Origin of the sequence: Mesorhizobium wenxiniae, assembly GCF_002284535.1 — a bacterium.
Lineage (GTDB): Bacteria > Pseudomonadota > Alphaproteobacteria > Rhizobiales > Rhizobiaceae > Mesorhizobium > Mesorhizobium wenxiniae.
In genome coordinates this window covers 96277-115063 of the sequence record NZ_NPKH01000024.1, presented here as the reverse complement: position 1 = coordinate 115063, position 18787 = coordinate 96277, and the positions used below count along the sequence as shown (strand labels likewise).

The following is an 18787-nucleotide window of genomic DNA, read 5'->3' as shown; positions in this document are numbered from 1 at the left end:
CTCTTCGGGCGGCCTCTGGAATCAATAGGAACATAACAGGAACAATTGTGAGTGGAAGCTGACCGTCATGGCGACAAGCGCCGTGGCGCGGGAGACTGTTTTTGCCCTGCGCCGACAGATCGCGAAGATCGAGGGAACGCTGCCCGAGCGCCTGGAGGCGCCGGCCGGCGCAGCTCCCGTTGATGCGGATGTCACGCCCCGGGATCTAACAATCGTCCGCCGCGGCCTCGCCGTGGCGCCGCCCGATGCGTTTCTGCGCACCGGCGCGGAGGGTCTCGATACTGCGCTCAGCGGCGGCCTGCCGAAGGCGGCGCTGAGCGAGATCCATGGCGCCGCGACACGTGATGCCGGGGTCGTCGCCGGTTTCGCCCTGTCGCTCGTCAGCCTGATCCTCAAACAGGAGCCGCCGCGACTGCCGGTCCTGTGGATCGGCACCGCGGAGGTCTTCCGCGAGGCCGGCTTCCCCTATGCCAGAGGGCTTCATGGCCTTTTCGGGATCGAGCCGGAGCAATTGCTGTTTTCCGAGGCGCCAAGGCTCCTCGATGGGCTGTGGGTCGCCGAGGAAGCCGCCCGGATGACGGCGCTCGCCGCCGTCATCCTCGAAATCCGCGGCAGCCCGCAGCGGCTGGACCTCACCGCGACGCGGCGGCTGCACGCCCGGGCACAGAGCGCCGGCCGGCCGGTGTTCCTGCTGCGCCAGGCCGGCGAGGCCGAACCGACGGCGGCATCCGTCCGCCTCGTCCTATCGGCTGCGCCGTCGGCACCACGCCAGACGCTCGCCGGGCCGCTCGCCGGCTCGATCGGCCGCCCCGCCTTCACCGTCAGCATCGGCAAGAGCCGCACGGCCTTGCCGGGACAATTCACACTGGAGTGGAACCCGGATGAACGCAATTTCGAGGAAAGAAGGGCCGGGGAAGAACGGGCAGCGAATCCTGTCCCTGTGGTTTCCGCACCTCGCCGCGGAAAGGATCCTGCGGCAGCGTCTGGGGCGGTCCTGGCGTTCGCGGCCGTCGGATCACCTGCCCCTGGTGATCAGCCATCGCCAAGCGAACGCGCAGCGCATCGCCGCCCTCGACGAGCGGGCTGAGGCGCTTCATCTGAAGCGCGGCATGGGCATAGCCGACGCGCGCGCCATGCACCCATCGATCGACGTAGTGGAAGCCGATCCCGAGGCCGACCGCCGCCTGCTCGAAAGCCTCGCCGACTGGTGCGACCGCTACACTCCGCTGGTGGCGATCGACGCAGCCGACGGCCTGTTTCTCGACGTCACCGGCTGCACCCACCTTTTCGGCGGCGAACGGGCGATGCTGGACGACATTCTGTCGCGCTTTTTCCATCAGGGTTTCGATGTCCGCGCCGGCCTTGCCGCCACACCTGGTGCTGCTTGGGCGGCAACGCGGTTTGCCAGTGACCGCATCGTCCCCGGTGGCGAGGAGGAAGCGCTACTCGCACCCTTGCCGCTGGCGGCGCTGCGCATCGAGCCTGATATCCGCGCCAGCCTGGAAAGCGTCGGCCTGCGCACGGCGGGCGCCGTCATGGCAGCACCGCGCGCGCCGCTCGCCCGCCGCTTCGGCACATCGCTGCTTTTACGCCTCGACCAGGCGCTCGGCCGCCTCGACGAGGCGGTGTCGCCGCGCCTGCCGGTCGCGCCGCTTTCGGTCGAACGCCATCTCGCAGAACCCATCATGCTGACCGACGAATTAGAGCGGCTGGTGAAAATGCTGGCGACGACATTGAAGGTGGACCTCGAGCGCCGCGGCGAGGGCGCAAGAAGGCTGGCGCTGCTGCTTTTCCGCGTCGACGGCGCCGTCAGCCGCATCGCCGTCGGCACGTCGCGGCCCTTGCGCGAGCCGTTGCTGATCCAGAAATTGTTTCACGAAAGGCTCGCCGCGCTCGAACAGGACATCGATGCCGGCTATGGCTTCGATCTCGTGCGCCTCTCGGTCCTGTCGGCCGCGGCCTTTGACATGCAGCAGGCGGACCTCGCCGGCGAAACGCACGATGACGGCGCCGACATCGCCCTTTTCGCCGACCGCATCCGCGCCCGGCTCGGCGAAAGCGCGGTTTTGAAACCGGTTGCCGTCGAGAGTCATCTGCCAGAGCGCGCCGTCGCCACGCTTCCCTATGCGGAGGCGCCGCAAAGGGTCTCTCCGCCGAAGAAGCCGGACAAGATACAAGACACTTCATCCACGCCTGTCTTTCGGCCGGAACGGCCGATCCGGCTGTTCCGTTCGCCCGAACCGATCGAGGTGCCGGCCACCGAAATGCCTGAGGGACCGCCGATGAACTTCCGCTGGCGGCGCGCGCTGTACCGGGTCGCGCGCGCCGAAGGGCCGGAACGCATCGCCCCGGAATGGTGGCGGGAGACGTCGGGGCCGGAAGACGCGCCGACCCGGGATTATTTCCGCATCGAGGATAGCGACGGCCGCCGTTATTGGCTCTACCGCCAGGGTCTCTACGGCGCCTCTCAAGTCCCGCCGCGCTGGTTCATGCATGGGGTCTTCGCATGAACGCGCTGACGGTCGTTCCCTATGCCGAATTCGGCATCCAGTCGAATTTCTCGTTCCTGCGCGGCGCCTCGAAACCGGAGGAGCTGGTGGTCGCCGCAAAGTTTCTGGGCTTTTCGTCGATCGGGCTTGCCGATCGCAACACGGTGGCCGGTGTCGTGCGCGCTTGGCAGCAGGCCAAGGTGGAAGGTCTTTCCTATCATCCCGGCTGCCGCCTGGTTTTTTGCGATGGCACGCCCGACGTTCTCGCCTATCCGCAGGACCGCAAGGGCTGGGGCCATCTGTGCCGCATGCTGACACAAGCCAATATGCGCGACGATAGCGAAAAGGGCGCACCGCTTCTCTATCGTGACGACTTTTTTGAATGGGGCGATCTCATGTCCCTGGCGGTCCTGCCGGATCTGTCGACGCCGGCGGAGGATGATCTCAGGCTGGTTAGCCGGCTCAAAGACCGCTTCGGCAAGAATCTGCGGCTTGCCGTTTCGCCGGATTATCGCGGCAACGACCACTACCGTATCGAGCAGGCAGCTGCCATGGCTGAGGCATCAGGCCTTCCGCTGATGACGACCAACGACGTTCTTTACCATACGTCCGAACGGCGCCGGTTGCAGGACGTGCTGACGGCGATCCGCCTCAACGTGCCTGTTGCCGAAGCGGGGCTGGAACTGGCGGCCAATGCCGAGCGCCATTTGAAGCCGCCAATGGAGATGGCGCGGCTGTTCCGGCGGCATCCGCAAGCACTGGCGGAAACGCTGCGCTTTGCCGGCGAATTGAGCTTCTCTCTCAGTGACCTCCAATACAATTATCCCGATGAACCGACGGAGTCGGGCCTCGGGCCACAGGCCGAACTGGAAAGGCTGGCTCGAGAGGGAGCCGCGATGCGCTACCCCTCAGGCGTTCCCGCCGATGTGACTAGGCGGATCCGGGAAGAGCTCGCTTTGATCGAGCGCCTGAACTACGCGCGCTATTTCCTGACTGTCTACGACATCGTCAAATTCGCCCGCAGCCAGGGCATACTCTGCCAGGGGCGTGGCTCCGCGGCTAACTCGGTGGTCTGCTATTGCATCGGCATCACCGAAGTGGGACCCGAGCGGATTGACTCGCTTTTCGAGCGTTTCATTTCCGAGGAAAGAAACGAGCCGCCCGACATCGATGTCGATTTCGAGCATGAAAAGCGCGAGGAGGTCATCCAGTACATCTACGAGAAATACAGTGCCAAGCGCACTGCGCTTGCCGCGGCCGTCGTCAGCTACCGGGGCCGCTCGGCGATGCGCGAAGTGGCCAAGGCGATGGGCCTGTCGGACGATGTCAGGAGCGCGTTGTCCAGCTCGATCTGGGGTTGGTCGACCTCGGAGCTCGGCGAAAAGGAGACCAGGGCCGGCGGCCTCGACCAGACCGACCAATCGACAAGGCATGTAATCGAATGCGCCAACGAGATCATGGGCTTTCCCCGTCATCTGTCGCAGCATGTCGGTGGCTTCGTCATCACCAGGGACCGGCTCGACGAGATCGTGCCCATCATCAAGACGGCGATGGACGAACGCAAGATGGTCGAGTGGGACAAGGACGATCTCGACGCGGTGAAAATCCTTAAAGTGGACGTGTTGGCGCTTGGCATGCTGACCTGCCTGCAGCGCGCCTTCACCCTGCTCCAGGATCATTATCCGGAGGTGCGGGATGGCTATGGGCAACCCTATGTGCTGGCCACCCTCCCTGCCGAGGACACACATGTCTACGACATGATCTGCCGCGCCGATACGATCGGCGTCTTCCAGATCGAATCCCGCGCCCAGATGTCGATGCTGCCGCGCCTCAGGCCGAAAACATTCTATGACCTGGTCATCGAGGTGGCGATCGTGCGACCAGGCCCGATCCAGGGCGACATGGTCCACCCCTATCTGCGCCGCCGGCAGGGCAAGGAAAAGCCCGAGTATCCCAAGCCGGAACTGGAAGAAATACTCGGCAGGACACTGGGCGTTCCGCTGTTCCAGGAACAGGCGATGAAGATCGCCATCGTCGCCGGCGGCTTCAGGCCGGGCGAGGCCGATGAACTGCGCCGCGCCATGGCCACCTTCAAGCGCACCGGCACGATCGGCAATTATCGCAAGCGGATGGTCGATGGCATGGTTTTGCGGGGTTACGAAAAGGACTTCGCCGAGCGCTGCTTCAAGCAGATCGAGGGTTTTGGCGAATACGGCTTTCCCGAAAGCCATGCCGCCTCCTTCGCCCTGCTGGTCTATGCCTCCTGCTGGTTCAAGGCATTTTATCCAGACGTGTTCTGCGCCGCGATCCTGAATTCCCAGCCGATGGGATTTTATCAGCCGGCTCAGCTTGTCCGCGACGCGCGCGACCATGGCGTCGAAATCCGCGAGGTCGACGTCAATTTTTCCGGTTGGGACTGCGCATTGGAGGACGCACCCTTCGACCCGGCCCGCATCCTCGGCCGCCATGCCGAAATGCGCGGTGTCATCCGGACCAATCATGCCGTCCGGTTGGGTTTTCGCCAGGTCAAGGGCCTGTCGAAGGAGCGCATGGAGGTGTTTGTCGCCAGACGCGGCGACGGCTACGAATCCGTTCGCGATGTCTGGCTGCGCTCAGGCCTCTATGTCGATGAGATCGAGAAGCTGGCGCAAGCCGACGCTTTCCGTTCGCTCGGCCTCGACCGCCGCGACGCCCTGTGGGCGGTCCGCGCGCTCGACAGCAAGAGTGCCGCCGAGACCTTGCCGCTGTTCGACCAGCCGGCGATCCGCTTGCGCGATCTTGAGCCCGCGACCAGGCTGCCGACAATGCCGCTCGGCGAGCATGTCATCCACGACTATCGTTCGCTCGGCCTGTCGCTGAAGGCGCACCCGCTTGCCTTTCTGCGCCAGCGGCTGGATCGTTCCGGCGTCACGCCCAATGCGCGCCTCGGCCAGGTTCGGGACGGCAAGCGGGTTTCGGTCGCCGGTCTTGTCCTAGTGCGGCAGCGGCCGGGTAACGCCAAAGCGATTTTCCTGACGCTGGAAGACGAGCAGGCGGTGGCCAACGTCATTTTCTGGGAAAGAACTTTCAACCGCTACCGGCCCATTGTCATGGGCGCGCGGTTAATCCGTGTCACCGGCAAACTGCAGTCGGAATCGGACGTCATCCATATCGTCGCCGACAAGGTCGAGGATTTGACGCCGTGGCTGTCCGTGCTTTTGGAGGAGGCCGGCACCGGCCAGCCTGTCAATGAGCCTTCGGCCAGTGGGCGCATGGAGAATGACAACCGCGAAGAGGGCGTTGCAGACGCACATGGCCCACAAGCCGTGCCGGTCCAGCGGGATCTCGCGGCGCTGTCGGGAAAGGCGGAGAAGGTCATGCCCAAAGGGCGCAATTTTCAATAGGCCTTACACCGTTCAGGACGGTCCGCCCAGGCGCGGCGGCAATCCATCCTCGAAGGGGAGCGAGCGAGCCTCCGAAGGCAGCATGATCGGGATGCCGTCACGCACCGGATAGGCAAGCCGTGCGACCCTCGAGATAAGCTCGCCGCGCTCCGGATCCCAGGTAAGCGGGCCCTTGGTCAGCGGGCAGGCCAGCAATTCCAGCAATTTGGGGTCGACATTGGCCTTCTTTCCATCACGCCCATCCACCATTCGGTCTGTCCTTCTCTGGGGCCAATCACTCTAGGTTTCGCGCGGCTCTCCCTTCTCCCCGGGGAGAAGGGAGAGCCGAAGGCGACGGATGAGGGGTGTTCCAGCTTGGCACCAACGGCGCTCCGTGCAGCACCCCTCAACCGTCTTGGCGCTGTGCCAATCTTCCTTCTCCCACAAGGGGAGAAGGAAGAGTCCCTATTGCAGGCTCGACCCGAAATCCTCGTTCTCACGTGCCAGCGCCATTTCGGTGATGGCGATCAGCGTTTCGGCGCGTGTCTTCAGGTCCGCGGCTTCGAGCAGCGCCTGTTTCTCGGCTGGCCCGTAGGGAGCCATCATCGACAGCGCATTGACCAGCATGGCATTTTCGGCGCGGCTGACGCTTTCCCAGTCGGCTTCAAGATCGTTGGCCTGCAAATAGGCGCGAAATGCCTTGAGCAGCGCTGGCCGGTCGATCTCGGCCTCTGCCTGATCTTCGTCGAGATCGGTGAGAAAGGGCGCAAACCGGCACTGGCGGAAGGGCGTTTTGACCGCAAGCTCCTGCACGATGCGGAACCGGCACACACCTTGCAGCGAAATCAGGTAGCGGCCATCGCCGCTCTCGGAAAGTGCGATGATACGTCCGGCGCAGCCGACATTGCAGAGTTCCGGCTCGCCATCGCCACGCCGTGCACCGTCGAGGCTGGGCTGTATAACGCCGATCAGCCGCGATCCGGCGATCGCCTCATCCACCATCTCAAGATAGCGCGGCTCAAAAATGTTGAGCGGCATGCGGCCGCCCGGCAGCAGCAATGCGCCTTCGAGCGGGAAGATCGGCACCGTCGACGGCAAATCCGTATCGAGTCGGTAATGCGCGTTTCCCGCCTGCACTTCCAGCCTCCGGTCGCTCCCTCAAGAAGCGCATGAAGCCCGCCCATCCCATCGCAACCTGACGCGTAATCGTCACGAAGCGAAGAACGGATCGGTCAGGCCTCCTAATCTGGCGCAGCCGTCGTCGATCGCAAGGCCATCAGGAAAAAACAGCTTTATGCGCGTTCAGGAAAACAGCAGCGACGACAATTTGCGCCGCGCCGCCAGCGTTGCCTCGTCGGTCATGCCCCATGCCTCGAAGAACTGCAGCAACTGCGTCTTGGCGCCGTCGTCGTTCCACGAGCGATCAGCCTTGACGATCGCCAGCAGATTGTCGGCCGCGGCCATGCGCTCGCCGTTGGCGTTCTGGATCATCGCAAGATCGAAACGTGCCTGGTGGTCCCCGGGGTTCTCAGCCAGGCGCCGCTGGAGTTCGGCCGGATTGCCAAGTGCTGCTGCCTGCGCGGCAAGCGCCATCTTGGCGCGTACGGCGGCGAGTGGCGGAGCATCCTTCTTGGCTTCCGGGGCCCGCGCCAGCACCGCTTCGGCGCCCTCGGCATCGCCGGCCTCGAACAGCAGATCGCCAAGCCCGGCAATCGCCTCGATCGTGTCCGGCGCCTGTTCAAGGACGGCGTCGTAGATGTCCGCCGCGGTCTGCACATCGCCGGCGGCGCGCGCCTCCGCGGCCGCGGCAAGCGCCTCGGCCACCTGCGGCGCACCATTGTTCTTGCCGCCGACCTTCTGGATGAACGCGGCGATCTGGCTCTCCGGAATGGCGCCCATGAAGCCGTCGACCGGCTGGCCATCCCTAAAGGCGATGACCGCCGGTATCGACTGGATACCAAGCTGTCCGGCGATCGAAGGATGGTCGTCGATGTTCATCTTGACCAGCTTGACCTTGCCGCCGGCGGCGGTGACCGCCTTTTCCAGCAGCGGCGTCAGTTGCTTGCAGGGCCCGCACCATGGCGCCCAGAAATCGACCAGCACCGGCTGACGGCCCGATTCCTGGATGACGTCGGCGGCAAATGTGGCGGTCGTCGTATCCTTGATGACGTCGACGGTGACAGGCGGCTCGCCAAGCGCGACTCTCGCGGGAGTGGCCTCAGTGCCGCCATACTGCACTGTGGTGGCATACTGTCCGCCATTGCTGCCAAATGGGCCGCCAAATTGATTGTTGTCGCTCATCTCGTCGCCCTTTCGGTCGCGCCGCCGGCCACCGGCCCGGCGCAACGTCCTTTATTCTCACTCAGAAATCGGTTTATCGTCATCCAATGTGGCGATCATCCCGTGACTTTCAAGATAACAGGATCATGCCCGGTTGCCTCGACGAATTTGACGAGGTCGGCAGCGGCGATCGAGGTCGTTGCCTCGTTGGTCAGCGGATGAGCATTGATGACCGCATGGCGCATCAACTCCTGGTCGAGAACGACCTTGACCCGCAACTCCGTATCGTTGATCACGCCGAACACCGTGACCGCGCCCGGTACGACGCCGAGAAGCTCCATCAGCATCTCCGGCTTGCCGAAGGAAACGCGCCCGGCGGCGCCGATGATATGATGGATCTGCTTGAGATCGACCACCGCCTCCTCATCGACGCTGACCAGGAAGAAATTGTCCTTCTTGTCCTTGAGGAACAGGTTCTTGGTGTGCCCGCCGGCAATTTCTCCACGCAGCGCCTGCGAATCGGCGACCGTGAACAGAGACGGATGGCGCAAGGTCGAGACCTCGATCCCGAGATCGGCGAGAAAGGCAAAAAGCTCGGCTTCGGTTTTCGGCATGTTGTTTCTTGTCGGACTTCTTGCTGTCGCGGTTTGGATCATGCCGTTTACGGCCAATGACGCGGCCGAGACAAGACCGTTGCGCGGCGACGCGCTGAATTCCGTGCGATATACGCCACGGAAGGCTCGGTTACGTCGCCGGGTGCGGCCAAAAAACCTGCGATTCCCCTGTTGCAATCGCCGCGCCCTTCAGCCATATAGGCGCGGCTTGCGGCCCAAAAGCCGCGCGAGCGGGTGTAGCTCAGGGGTAGAGCACAACCTTGCCAAGGTTGGGGTCGAGCGTTCGAATCGCTTCACCCGCTCCAGTTTCCCACGGGGAATCAAGCGATTAAGAGGCGCCTTTCGGGGCGCCTTTTGCTTACATGGCGTTGCAACCGGCGCGCGTGTCGCCCAGTCGCGCTCGCGATAGCGTTGCGCTGGGCCGTGCGCAACGGGTTCTTCTCGCCATAGGCGGCGCCGGTGGCGGCCACCAACCTCCAACTCCATCAGCCGCCCGGCGGCAAAGCCAATCATCTCGCGCAAGAGGTCGGAATCCGGAGGCTTCTCCACGAGCGCGCAGGTTCATCATGCCATCGGTCATCGATGGTTCCTTCGAGGTTGGTGTCAGCAACCAGACCTCACCGGCGAATTGTCGATGGACCACGGCAAAGCCGCTCGCTCGCTACAGCGCGATCGAGGGCGCGCTCGCGAGCGGCGTCGCTACCGCCGAGCCACACCACCTATGAGCACGCGACCCCGCTCGGTGGTCGACTGCACCTCGGCGGACATACGAAACTATGATGTTGCTTGAGCTGCAATGCGCTCGAGTGTCGGCACTGCCAACCGGCAAATCAGGCCGGGAGCCGCCACATTCGCACACGACCTGTACCACGCAATTCCGTTTCCTCGAGTGGGTCGCAAGCAAAATTTGGTCCAAGCAGTTTGCGAGTTGCATCCGAGATACGGATTTCATCGGGATCCGCTGACGTTTGAATACGTGCGGCGAGATTAACGGTCTCGCCCCACAGGTCATAGGCAAACCGCCTTTTGCCTATGACGCCCGCGACGATTGGTCCTGAGTGAATTCCAATTCTGAGTCTTATCGGTTCTCCTGCGAAGCGTTCGCGCTTAACCGCCTTCCGCAGTTCAAGTGCATAGTGCGCAAGGGCTTCTGCATGATCGGATCGCGCGGCGGGCAGGCCAGCGACCACCATCACGCAGTCGCCGATTGTCTTGATCTTTTCGCAGCCGTATCGTTCCGAGAGCAGATCCGCCGCCTTGAAGAAGTAATTTAAAATAGCGAGCGTTGTCTCGGCTCCGACGCTTCGCGCTCTTTCCGTAAAGCCGACGATGTCGGCAAAAAGCACACTCACGTCAGCATGGTTGTCTGCAATTTGTTCGTCCGCTTTTAACCGCTCCGCGATCGACGCCGGAAGAATGTTGAGGAGTAGGCTTTCGGCGCGATGGTATTCACGCGACAATCCCTCTTGGCTCTGCCTTAACGCCTCGTTCGTCAGTTGTAATTTTTCGTTGAGTTGACGCTCCCTCTCTTGCAGGAGTGTCATTTCATAAGCCTTCTGTTGAAGCCGCTGCCTATTGTCGCGTTCGGCAGTGGCGTCAAGAAAGAGCAGCCATACGCAGGCATTGTCAGCAAAAAGATGAAGGTCCGCGACACGCCCGCTGGGCAGTTCGACCATGGCCATATGATATGGAAGCTCCGGGCAAGGCAGCAAACCTTCCATGAATTCAAGCTGCTCGGCAACAGGCTTACCAATGCGAAGTGATGAGAGTCCGTAATGTTCAACACTACCGCCCTTCTCTGCGATGCAAAGCTGGGCGTCAATTTTCAAATAAGCGACAGAGTGCTCGTTGTAGAAGAAATCGTAAATCCAGTTTCTGACTTCTCTTGGCAATCCATGCATGGTCTATTTGGCAACCATCGAAGCAAGCTGACGAAACGCATCATCAACACATTCACCCGAAAGCGCACTTGTTAGATAGATTTGCCACCCAAGTTGCCTCAGTTCGTTAATCTCACTATCCGATATTGCCCACCGATCGGCCAGATCGGATTTGTTGAACAGCAATACGAACGGCATAGCGCCGAATTCGGCCTCGGCCCGCTCGCGCAGCGTGAGCGCCACGGCAAGAGTAGCGGCACGGGTTCCATCGACGACAAGCACGAGCCCGCTCGCACCTCGCACATAGCTGACGCGGAACGAGCCGATATCGTCTTCGCCGGCCAAATCCCACAAAATCAGATCCACGGTTTTATCGGGCAATACGACACTCTTCTTGTCGATTTTCACTCCCACCGTGGTCAAGTAGGTTTCTGAAAAGATGCTTTGCACAAACCTGCGAACCAGACTCGTCTTTCCGACAGCGAACCCGCCCAACATGCAGATCTTCTTTTGCAATATCCTGGGCTCCGCCCTAGTGGAAATTTACCGTAACCGAAACTCTGCGATTGGCGGAGCTCCCGGTTCGGCTATTTTCAGCCTCCGCTGGCTCAAAGGTGCCCGCGCCGCGAACCAAGAGCAATTCCGGATCGACGCCGCGCTTCTTGAGAAGCGCACGAACTGTCTCCGCGCGGGCGGCGCTGATCGACACGTTGGCCGTTTCACGGCCCGTCGCGTCCGAATGGCCGGTCAACATGAACTGGGCTGTTACGCCTGCCTCGCGGGCATCCTTGGCCAATTCCTTCAACTGATTCGACAATTTGTCGAGAACCGGCAATTGCTCTGGTCCCGGTACAGCCTTGCCAGAATCGAAGAAAATGTCGACCGCTTGAATAGTGTCCCTCAAATGCGTGAGTTCCTGAGGGGTCGACTCACGCAGCTCGGAAATATCTAGAGAGAGTCCGTCCGCGGACAGCTGTTGGGAGGCGACCCGCGCCCGGTTTATCCAGGCGGCAGGGGCCTCACCCACGGCAACGATGCGATCCTGGATGGTCATAAGCCGAACCGATGTCGGCGGAGCAAGCGACGCCACCAGCCGCTTCAGCACGAACTTCGGATCGAGGCTCTGATAGAATTGCCACTGCGAATGAACGCGAGCCGGATCAACCCCTGTTCCGGACAGCAGAGCCTGCGGGTCGGCGGCCTGCGGGTCTCTCAGGCCGGAAATATAGAAGTGTCCACCCCTCGCCCTTTGTTGGGCGACGATGATTCCCGGTTGGGCCTCAAGTCGCGACACATAAGTCTGCCAGTGCTCCGCCGCGCGTGCTTCGGGGCTCACATCACGAACCTTGGAGATGTCGAATACCGGTCCGCCTGCCGAAAGCTGTCGGGCCGCCGCGCGTGCCCGATCTATCCAGGTGTCGGGAGCCTCACCCTCGGCAACGATGCGATCCTCGACGATCGAAAGCCGAACCGATTTCGGCGGGGTCAGTGACGCGGTTAGCCGCTTCAGCACGAACTCCGGATCAAGGCTCTGATAGAATTGCCACTGCGAATGAACGCGGGCAGGATCGACCTCCGTTCCGGACAGCAGAGCCTGCGGGTCGGCGGCAAGCGGGTCTCTCAGGCCGGCAATGTAGAATTGGCCATCGCGCACCTTTTGTTCGGCAACGATGATCCCCGGTTGGGCCTCAAGTCGCGACACATAGGCCTGCCAGTGCTCCGCCGCGCGTGCTTCGGGGCTCACATCACGAACCCCGGAGATATCGAATACCGGTCCGCCTGCCGAAAGCTGTCGGGCCGCCGCGCGTGCCCGATCTATCCAGGTGTCGGGAGCCTCACCCTCGGCAACGATGCGATCCTCGACGATCGAAAGCCGAACCGATTTCGGCGGGGTCAGCGACGCGGTTAGCCGCTTCAGCACGAACTCCGGCTCAAGGCTCTGATAGAATTGCCACTGCGAATGAACGCGGGCGGGATCGACCTGCGTTCCGGACAACAGCGACAGCGGGTCGGCGGCAAGCGGATCTCTCAGGCCGGCAATATAGAATTGGCCATCGCGCACCTTTTGTTCGGCAACGATGATGCCCGGTTGGACCTCAAGTCGCGACACATAGGCCTGCCAGTGCTCCGCCGCGCGTGCTTCGGGGCTCACATCACGGACCCTGGAGATATCGAATACCGGTCCGCCTGCCGAAAGCTGTCGGGCCGCTGCGCGTGCCCGATCTATCCAGGTGTCGGGAGCCTCACCCTCGGCAACGATGCGATCATTGACGATCGAAAGTCGCACTGAATCCGGCGGAGCCAGCGACGCCGTTAGCCGCTTCAGCACGAACTCCGGCTCAAGGCTCTGATAGAATTGCCACTGCGAATGAACGCGGGCGGGATCGACCTGCGTTCCGGACAACAGCGACAGCGGGTCGGCGGCAAGCGGATCTCTCAGGCCGGCAATATAGAATTGGCCATCGCGCACCTTTTGTTCGGCAACGATGATGCCCGGCTGGGTACTCAGCCGCGACACATAGGCCTGCCAGCGTTGCCCGGATTGCCAGGAAAGAAGAAACCAACCGCCTGCCGGAATCAAAACCAGCAGGACTGCAGCCACCACCAGCCAAGGAAATCCTTGGTTAGAGTCCTCCTGCTTCAGTTCAACGCAGGTCTGCAACAGCGTCTCTACGCCGGCCAACTGCGAACTGTCGCCGTCAAACTGCTCTAAAGCCTGTGAGCATTCATCATGGATGCGAAGCAACACATCGCGAACTATTTCATGTAATTCCTCTGGCGGATTTCCCCGGATCACCGCAACCAAGGTCGCAAACGGCCCAACTTCCGACCAGAGACGAAGCTCCCCAAAACGGATAGTGTCGAGGCCGCTCTGTTCTTTCTCGTTAAATGAGTCTTTCACAAAATCTTGAATTGCACTAAGCATCGAAGAAATGAGTTGCGGATCTTCGCTCGTTGCATTATCGGCGGTTACATGCGCTATCAAAAGCCCGGAATTGCGGTTAATCAGAAAGACATGCTCTACACGATAGACAAGAGAATGCTTAAGAACAACTTCTGAGAAGCTTGCGCCCGTTCTCCAAGCTTCAAATCTCCACTTGAGCCCATGCCAAGTAAATATATGTCTTAAAGTTTCATTCAGCGACTGAAAGGTCTGATCGATCTTTTCCCCGATCGACTTGCGAATTGCCGGCAGAAACACCGGGTATAGTATATCCGTAAGCGTACGCGGGCTCTTCTGGATTGACCGTTGCACGGCCCTCTCGACAGCTGGCGCAAGTGCCTCGCCGAGTTGCGCATGAGGCGCACGTGCGGCTGCACTGGGGAGAACACCCCCAACTGCAGACGCAAGCTGCTCGGGTTCGTCGAGCAGGTGCGAAACTCGTGAAAGCTCCGAAATTTCGCGGCCGACCAGCAACTGGCGCAGCGTTTCCATGCGAGGATCGGCGGTGGGAACTCCGTGGAAACGCGCACGATAGTCCGGATCAACGTTCCGGGCAATTTCGACCAAAAGATTAGCCAGGGCCTCGCGATCAATCTCTGTATCGTTCGAAGCTGCTCTTTGAGGAAGGCTGATTGGGTCGACGGTCGACGTCAAGTTCCGATCAACTCACTTTCCAACTACGTTCCGAGTTGCTCTTGCTGCCGACGGGATCCTGATTTAGACATTTTGCAACCTCGACAAACAGGCCAGCCAAAAGATTTCGGTCGGTCTTGACGTTGCTGAGATCGGAAAACATTTTCTCCATTAGCATCTGCATGCTTTCATTCTTTTGCTTGATTTCCTCACGCAGCAATTGATCGCTTCGATTTATCCGGTCCGCGACTTCGCGCTCAAGCTCGCTCAATTGATCCGACAACGCGCGCACCTGCTTTTCAAGCGCCTGATTTTGCTCACGAAGATTCCGGTCAATCTCCTTGTCGGCCTCGGCTCGTGCATCTTTTTCGTTCCGCAATTGCGCCGCGAGCGATTCGACCTGCTTCTTTGCATTTGACTCGTACATTTCAAGATTGCGCTTGGCCTCGGATTCTACATCCTTGAAGCGCTGCAAGAACCGTTCTTCAAGCTTGGAAAAACGGCGGTCGTAGTCCTGCATCTGGTTGCCGAACAGCAGATCACGTATCTTGTCGACACCTACAGCGTCGCCGGAGACCCCGCTCTCGCGAGCCTGGACCCCCATGAAGGCCAGCCCGTTTCCGTCTGCATTACTTATCAGATTTTCGTCCGCTTTATTTGCTGAAGAAGCGGTATTCGAAGATTCCTTAGCCATCCTTATGCCCCTTCATTTGAACACCTGCCACAGTGCAAAACTCAAAAACACCCAAGCATGTCAGCAAAATACCCGGCTCGCAAGCCGGAATCTTCTTGACGTAAGCCAATTCGTGCGTCCCTTTTACATCTCTTCGACTAGCAGCAAATGCACGAGTTCCGATTGGTGTCGCTCTCGCATCTCTTTGTGATAGCAGCCATAACCGGCTAATCTAATCGACCATTGGACGCAATCTACTATCGAAATGAGTAATACAATGTTCCGTCTATAGCTACTGGAGCGCAATTAAGTAGCGCAGACTCATTAGAAGTATCTAAATTAGCTGGTCTGGCGGCCCACATACTGTCTCGCACCCGGCTGTATACTGCGACGATCCGCTTCCTATGCGAGGCCCAACGGTAGAAGGGAGGTCCTCTTTCGCACGGAGAATGGCTGTTCGAGAATGCGGGGCGTTTCGGTCGACAGGGGGGAGCAATTGTCCCAATAACGGCAGTCATTCACACCAAAGCTTCAGTGAGCTTGCATTTACGGCGCCCCCGATTGCAAAAGACGTCAGTCTGCCGTAGCTGTTCACTCATACGGTGCCAGGGACCATAGCTCGTGGTCATGGAGCCGACTCCGGGGATCGACATGAGTATGCGGCATGCTTGGCTTTGACGTGCATCTGCGACAGCTGGCGCCCAAGCTCGGCGGCACGGATGCGAATGCTGCGCCAGGCTTCCAGCATCGGTAGCACGACAGGAGCAAGCTCGCTCCGCAGCCAAATGGCGGCGTCGCGGCGGCTCGGAAGAGTTCGCAGGAGACTGTTTGGACGCAGCGTCCCTGAGGACCGTTCCCTTTGGCAGGAATCGCCGGCTATGTTTCGGGACTCTTGTTCTACCTTCGAACCAGGCACGGGTAAGACGGCGTGGTGCATAATCCTTTGGTTTCAATCGTGGTTCCTGCGCACAACGCTGAGGTAACGCTGGCGCGCGCACTCGATTGCCTTCTCGATCAGGAAATAATGGACTGGGAGGCGATCGTCGTCGACGACGCCTCCAAGGACGCCACCGCCGCGATTGTCGCCGGTTATGTGGAGCGCGATGCCCGGTTTCGGACGTTGAGTTCTTGCGCGCATAGCGCCGCCGGCGCGCGCAATTGCGGGATTTCGACAGCGCGCGGCCGCTGGCTCATGTTCCTGGATGCGGACGATTGGGTGGACGCCAGCTTCCTTGCGAAAATGCTGGCCGCACTTGAACACGCGCCCGATGCGGTCGCCGCCTATTGCGGTTCCCGGCGCGTGATGCCCGATGGCCAACTCACCCCGTCGAGCATCCCGACGGAGATTGCGATCCAGCCCTTCGAAACATTCGCGCGCCGGTGCGCCATTCGCACTCACGCGCTGCTGGTCGACCGGAAGACAATTGTCGAGTTGGGCGGCTTCGATGTTTCGCTGCGCACCTGCGAGGACTGGGATCTGTGGCAGCGCCTCGCACGTCTAGGCAAACGTTGGGTGATGGTCGACGAGCCGCTCGCTTTGTATCGGACCAGCCCCAACTCGCTCACCCGCAATTCGACGCAGATGCTGGCCGATGCGGAAATCGTGATCGCCCGCGGCTTTTCTGCTGACCCCCGGGTCGACCACCCAGCGTCGGCTCACGCCAATGGAGCGATCGAGGCGGACGGCCGCACCGCTTCCGAAGCACTCGCGTGGTTCGCGTTATGGAACGCCGCGTCGGATTGCGGCAGCGGCCGCCGCTCGATCAGCCCGCAGTCCCTGCGCGCGCTCCCGGCCGGACGTAAGTGGGCGCGTGACATCGCCAAGGTGGCCTTCGATGGCCTTATGGTAGGAAGCCTATCGGTGCCAGCGCAATTGGCTGCCAGCTGGGACAGGTTCGGCGGCTCCCTCACCGAGTTGATCACCGAACTCGGCAAGGTCTGGGACGATCCCGTCGCGGGTCGCCGCGTCCAGTATCAGCTTGAGGAAATGCTTCTCGACTTCGACGATCTTGCCGCGCCGCGCAGACTGGCGCGGACACTCGGAATTCGCGTCGACGCTCGAAATCCGGCCTCGATCGAATTGCCGAAAGGAATCGATCAAATTTATGCCTATCTGATGATGGATGGCCAGATCGAGGCTGTCGTGCAGTTCGGCGTACTCGGGAAAGTGACAAGGCGCCATTGGATTGAATTGATCCGGAATTTCGTGCCCCCTGAGCGGCTTATACACAGTGCCGCGCGACTTGCGAGGCGATCGCCTGTACATGCCCCGCAGCAGGGCGCCGGTGCCGACAAGTCAAACATGTTTGCAGCCGAGGCATTGTTGTCCATCGCGGGACGCCGGTCCGATCGGGACAGCCACTTCGGCAAACTCGCGCGGTTGGCCGCGGAAGCGCGGGGGCTGGTTCGGTCGAGCGCCGAAGCGACAGAGCCGCTTGCAGCGCCACGCCGTGCATCGGCCGCGGATGGGCACGACAATGATCGCACGTCGTTCTGGAATCGCCGTTTCGCGATCGAGGATCCCTGGAACTACGGTTCGTCTTATGAGCAGGAAAAATATGAGCGGCAGCTCGAAATTCTGCCTGCCGGTCCGATCGGACGGGCGCTTGAGCTCGCCTGCGCGGAGGGGCACTTCACGCGGCAGCTGGCGCCGCGAGTGGGCCATTTGACCGCAACTGACATTTCCGCCGTAGCCATCGGGCGAGCGCGCGCGCGATGCAGCGATCAGCCGAATGTTGAGTTCGGCGTACTGGATTTTTGCGTGGACACGCTGCCGGGTGAGATGGACCTGATCGTCTGTTCGGAAGTGCTCTACTATCTGGATGATCTCGCCGAGTTGCGGCGCATCGCCAAAAAAATCGTTGAGGCATTGGCGCCTGGCGGCAGTTTCATCAACGCACACGCATTCGTGTTACGTGACAATGTTGAAAGGACCGGCTTCGACTGGAACACATTCGGTGCACAAGCGATCTCAGAGACGCTGGCAGGGACCGAAGGCCTCGTCCTCGATCAATCGATCCAGACCGAGCTCTATCGCATAGACCGCTTCCGCCGCCTGTCACCGGACGACGTGGCGACGGAACCGATGGTTGATCAAGTGCCAATCCGCGCGCGCCTTGAAATCGGGGTCGCGCGAAATATCGTCTGGGGCGGGGCGCGGGCCTTGCGCCGCGACGTTGCGCGTAGCGAGCGGCGGCAGCGTATCCCTGTCCTCATGTATCACAGCGTCTCCGATGAAGGTCCGGCCGCGCTCGCCCGTTTTCGGCTCACGCCGGCCGCATTCCACAGCCAGATGTCATGGCTGCGCGCCAATGGCTTTCACGCGATTAGGTCCGAGCAGCTGGAATGGTTCATCGCCAACCGTCAACCTTTCGTTGGCCGCCCAGTGCTCATCACCTTCGATGACGGCTTCCAGAACTTTGCCGACCATGCCTGGCCGATCTTGCGCGCGAACGACCTGACCGCGGAAGTGTTCCTGGTGACGGACCTGGTGGGTGAAAGTGCACTGTGGGACGCCGACAGCGGTCCGCCAACGCAGCTTATGGACGCCGGGACGGTGCGACGCCTCGCTGCCGAAGGTGCATTCTTCGGAAGCCATCTGGCGACGCATCGCGCGATAGATGGTCTGTCGAGCTCTGACTTGGCCAGCGAGCTGCTTCGCTCTCGTATGTTCATCGAACGGTGGACCGGTCGGCTAACCACGGCGTTCGCGGCACCCTTTTCTGTCACCGATCGACGGCTTGGCAGGCTGGCCAAGGAGTGCGGCTATCGGATCGGCTTCGGCGGCAGACACGGCCCGGCGGACCTCGATTGCGATCCCATCGACCTTCCGCGCATCGAGATTCGCGGGGATCGCTCGCTCGATGACTTTGTTGCCAGGGTCGAGGCCGTGCTGGGATGAAACGGTGAACT

Annotated in this window: 12 protein-coding genes, 1 tRNA gene and 2 pseudogenes; 5 read left to right on the top strand and 10 right to left on the bottom strand. The window is 61.1% G+C overall.

Going from position 1 to position 18787, the window contains the following annotated elements:
* Positions 1–67: 67 nt before the first annotated feature.
* Genes CIT31_RS35260 through CIT31_RS19855 form a run of 3 tightly spaced genes read left to right on the top strand, consistent with a single transcriptional unit; the run spans position 68 to position 5872 of the window.
* On the top strand, positions 68–1087 hold the full coding sequence (locus CIT31_RS35260) for an ImuA family protein (protein WP_065007320.1): 1020 nt from the start codon (positions 68–70) through the stop codon (positions 1085–1087).
* Positions 1029–2510: a DUF6504 family protein gene (locus tag CIT31_RS19860; RefSeq protein ID WP_095520026.1), complete on the top strand. Its 1482-nt coding sequence runs from the start codon at positions 1029–1031 to the stop codon at positions 2508–2510. Before CIT31_RS35260 ends, CIT31_RS19860 begins: the two co-directional genes overlap by 59 nt.
* Positions 2507–5872: an error-prone DNA polymerase gene (locus tag CIT31_RS19855; protein WP_095520025.1), complete on the top strand. Its 3366-nt coding sequence runs from the start codon at positions 2507–2509 to the stop codon at positions 5870–5872. The genes CIT31_RS19860 and CIT31_RS19855 overlap by 4 nt, the downstream gene beginning before the upstream one ends.
* Before the next feature lie 12 nt (positions 5873–5884).
* Here the strand turns inward: CIT31_RS19855 and CIT31_RS19850 are convergent, their stop codons facing one another.
* From CIT31_RS19850 to CIT31_RS19835, 4 genes are all read right to left on the bottom strand, one after another.
* Positions 5885–6121, bottom strand: coding sequence for a Trm112 family protein (locus tag CIT31_RS19850; RefSeq protein ID WP_095520024.1), 237 nt, complete (start codon positions 6119–6121; stop codon positions 5885–5887).
* A 195-nt stretch (positions 6122–6316) separates the two neighbouring features.
* Positions 6317–6988, bottom strand: a complete 672-nt coding sequence (locus CIT31_RS19845; RefSeq protein WP_029349515.1) for an LON peptidase substrate-binding domain-containing protein — start codon at positions 6986–6988, stop codon at positions 6317–6319.
* Between the two features lie 165 nt (positions 6989–7153).
* Complete coding sequence (gene trxA, locus CIT31_RS19840; protein ID WP_095520169.1) at positions 7154–8152, bottom strand: thioredoxin; 999 nt, start codon at positions 8150–8152, stop codon at positions 7154–7156.
* A gap of 95 nt (positions 8153–8247) precedes the next feature.
* Complete coding sequence (locus CIT31_RS19835) at positions 8248–8745, bottom strand: prolyl-tRNA synthetase associated domain-containing protein (RefSeq protein WP_095520168.1); 498 nt, start codon at positions 8743–8745, stop codon at positions 8248–8250.
* 230 nt (positions 8746–8975) lie between these two features.
* Between CIT31_RS19835 and CIT31_RS19830 the strand changes: the two genes are divergently transcribed.
* Positions 8976–9050, top strand: a tRNA-Gly gene (locus CIT31_RS19830).
* A gap of 73 nt (positions 9051–9123) precedes the next feature.
* On the opposite strand, the pseudogene CIT31_RS19825 reads toward CIT31_RS19830, so the two are convergent.
* The 6 genes and pseudogenes from CIT31_RS19825 to CIT31_RS35255 form a co-directional block, all read right to left on the bottom strand.
* Positions 9124–9325: pseudogene (locus CIT31_RS19825) on the bottom strand (transposase); the annotation flags it as partial.
* A gap of 250 nt (positions 9326–9575) precedes the next feature.
* A complete protein-coding gene (locus tag CIT31_RS19820; protein ID WP_095520023.1) occupies positions 9576–10646 on the bottom strand; it encodes an adenylate/guanylate cyclase domain-containing protein in 1071 nt (356 codons plus the stop codon).
* Between the two features lie 3 nt (positions 10647–10649).
* The gene (locus CIT31_RS19815; RefSeq protein WP_245316398.1) at positions 10650–11141 is read right to left on the bottom strand and encodes a Rab family GTPase; all 492 of its coding nucleotides are present in this window, start codon (positions 11139–11141) and stop codon (positions 10650–10652) included.
* Positions 11142–11157: 16 nt separating this feature from the next.
* Positions 11158–14223, bottom strand: a complete 3066-nt coding sequence (locus CIT31_RS19810; protein ID WP_095520021.1) for an OmpA family protein — start codon at positions 14221–14223, stop codon at positions 11158–11160.
* A 7-nt stretch (positions 14224–14230) separates the two neighbouring features.
* Positions 14231–14896 carry a coiled-coil domain-containing protein gene (locus tag CIT31_RS19805; protein WP_095520020.1) on the bottom strand — a complete coding sequence of 222 codons (666 nt, stop codon included), beginning with the start codon at positions 14894–14896 and terminating at the stop codon, positions 14231–14233.
* Between the two features lie 596 nt (positions 14897–15492).
* A pseudogene (locus CIT31_RS35255) lies at positions 15493–15644 on the bottom strand (IS110 family transposase); the annotation flags it as partial.
* 159 nt (positions 15645–15803) lie between these two features.
* Between CIT31_RS35255 and CIT31_RS19795 the strand changes: the two are divergent.
* Complete coding sequence (locus tag CIT31_RS19795) at positions 15804–18776, top strand: trifunctional glycosyltransferase/class I SAM-dependent methyltransferase/polysaccharide deacetylase (RefSeq protein ID WP_095520019.1); 2973 nt, start codon at positions 15804–15806, stop codon at positions 18774–18776.
* Positions 18777–18787: the final 11 nt, after the last annotated feature.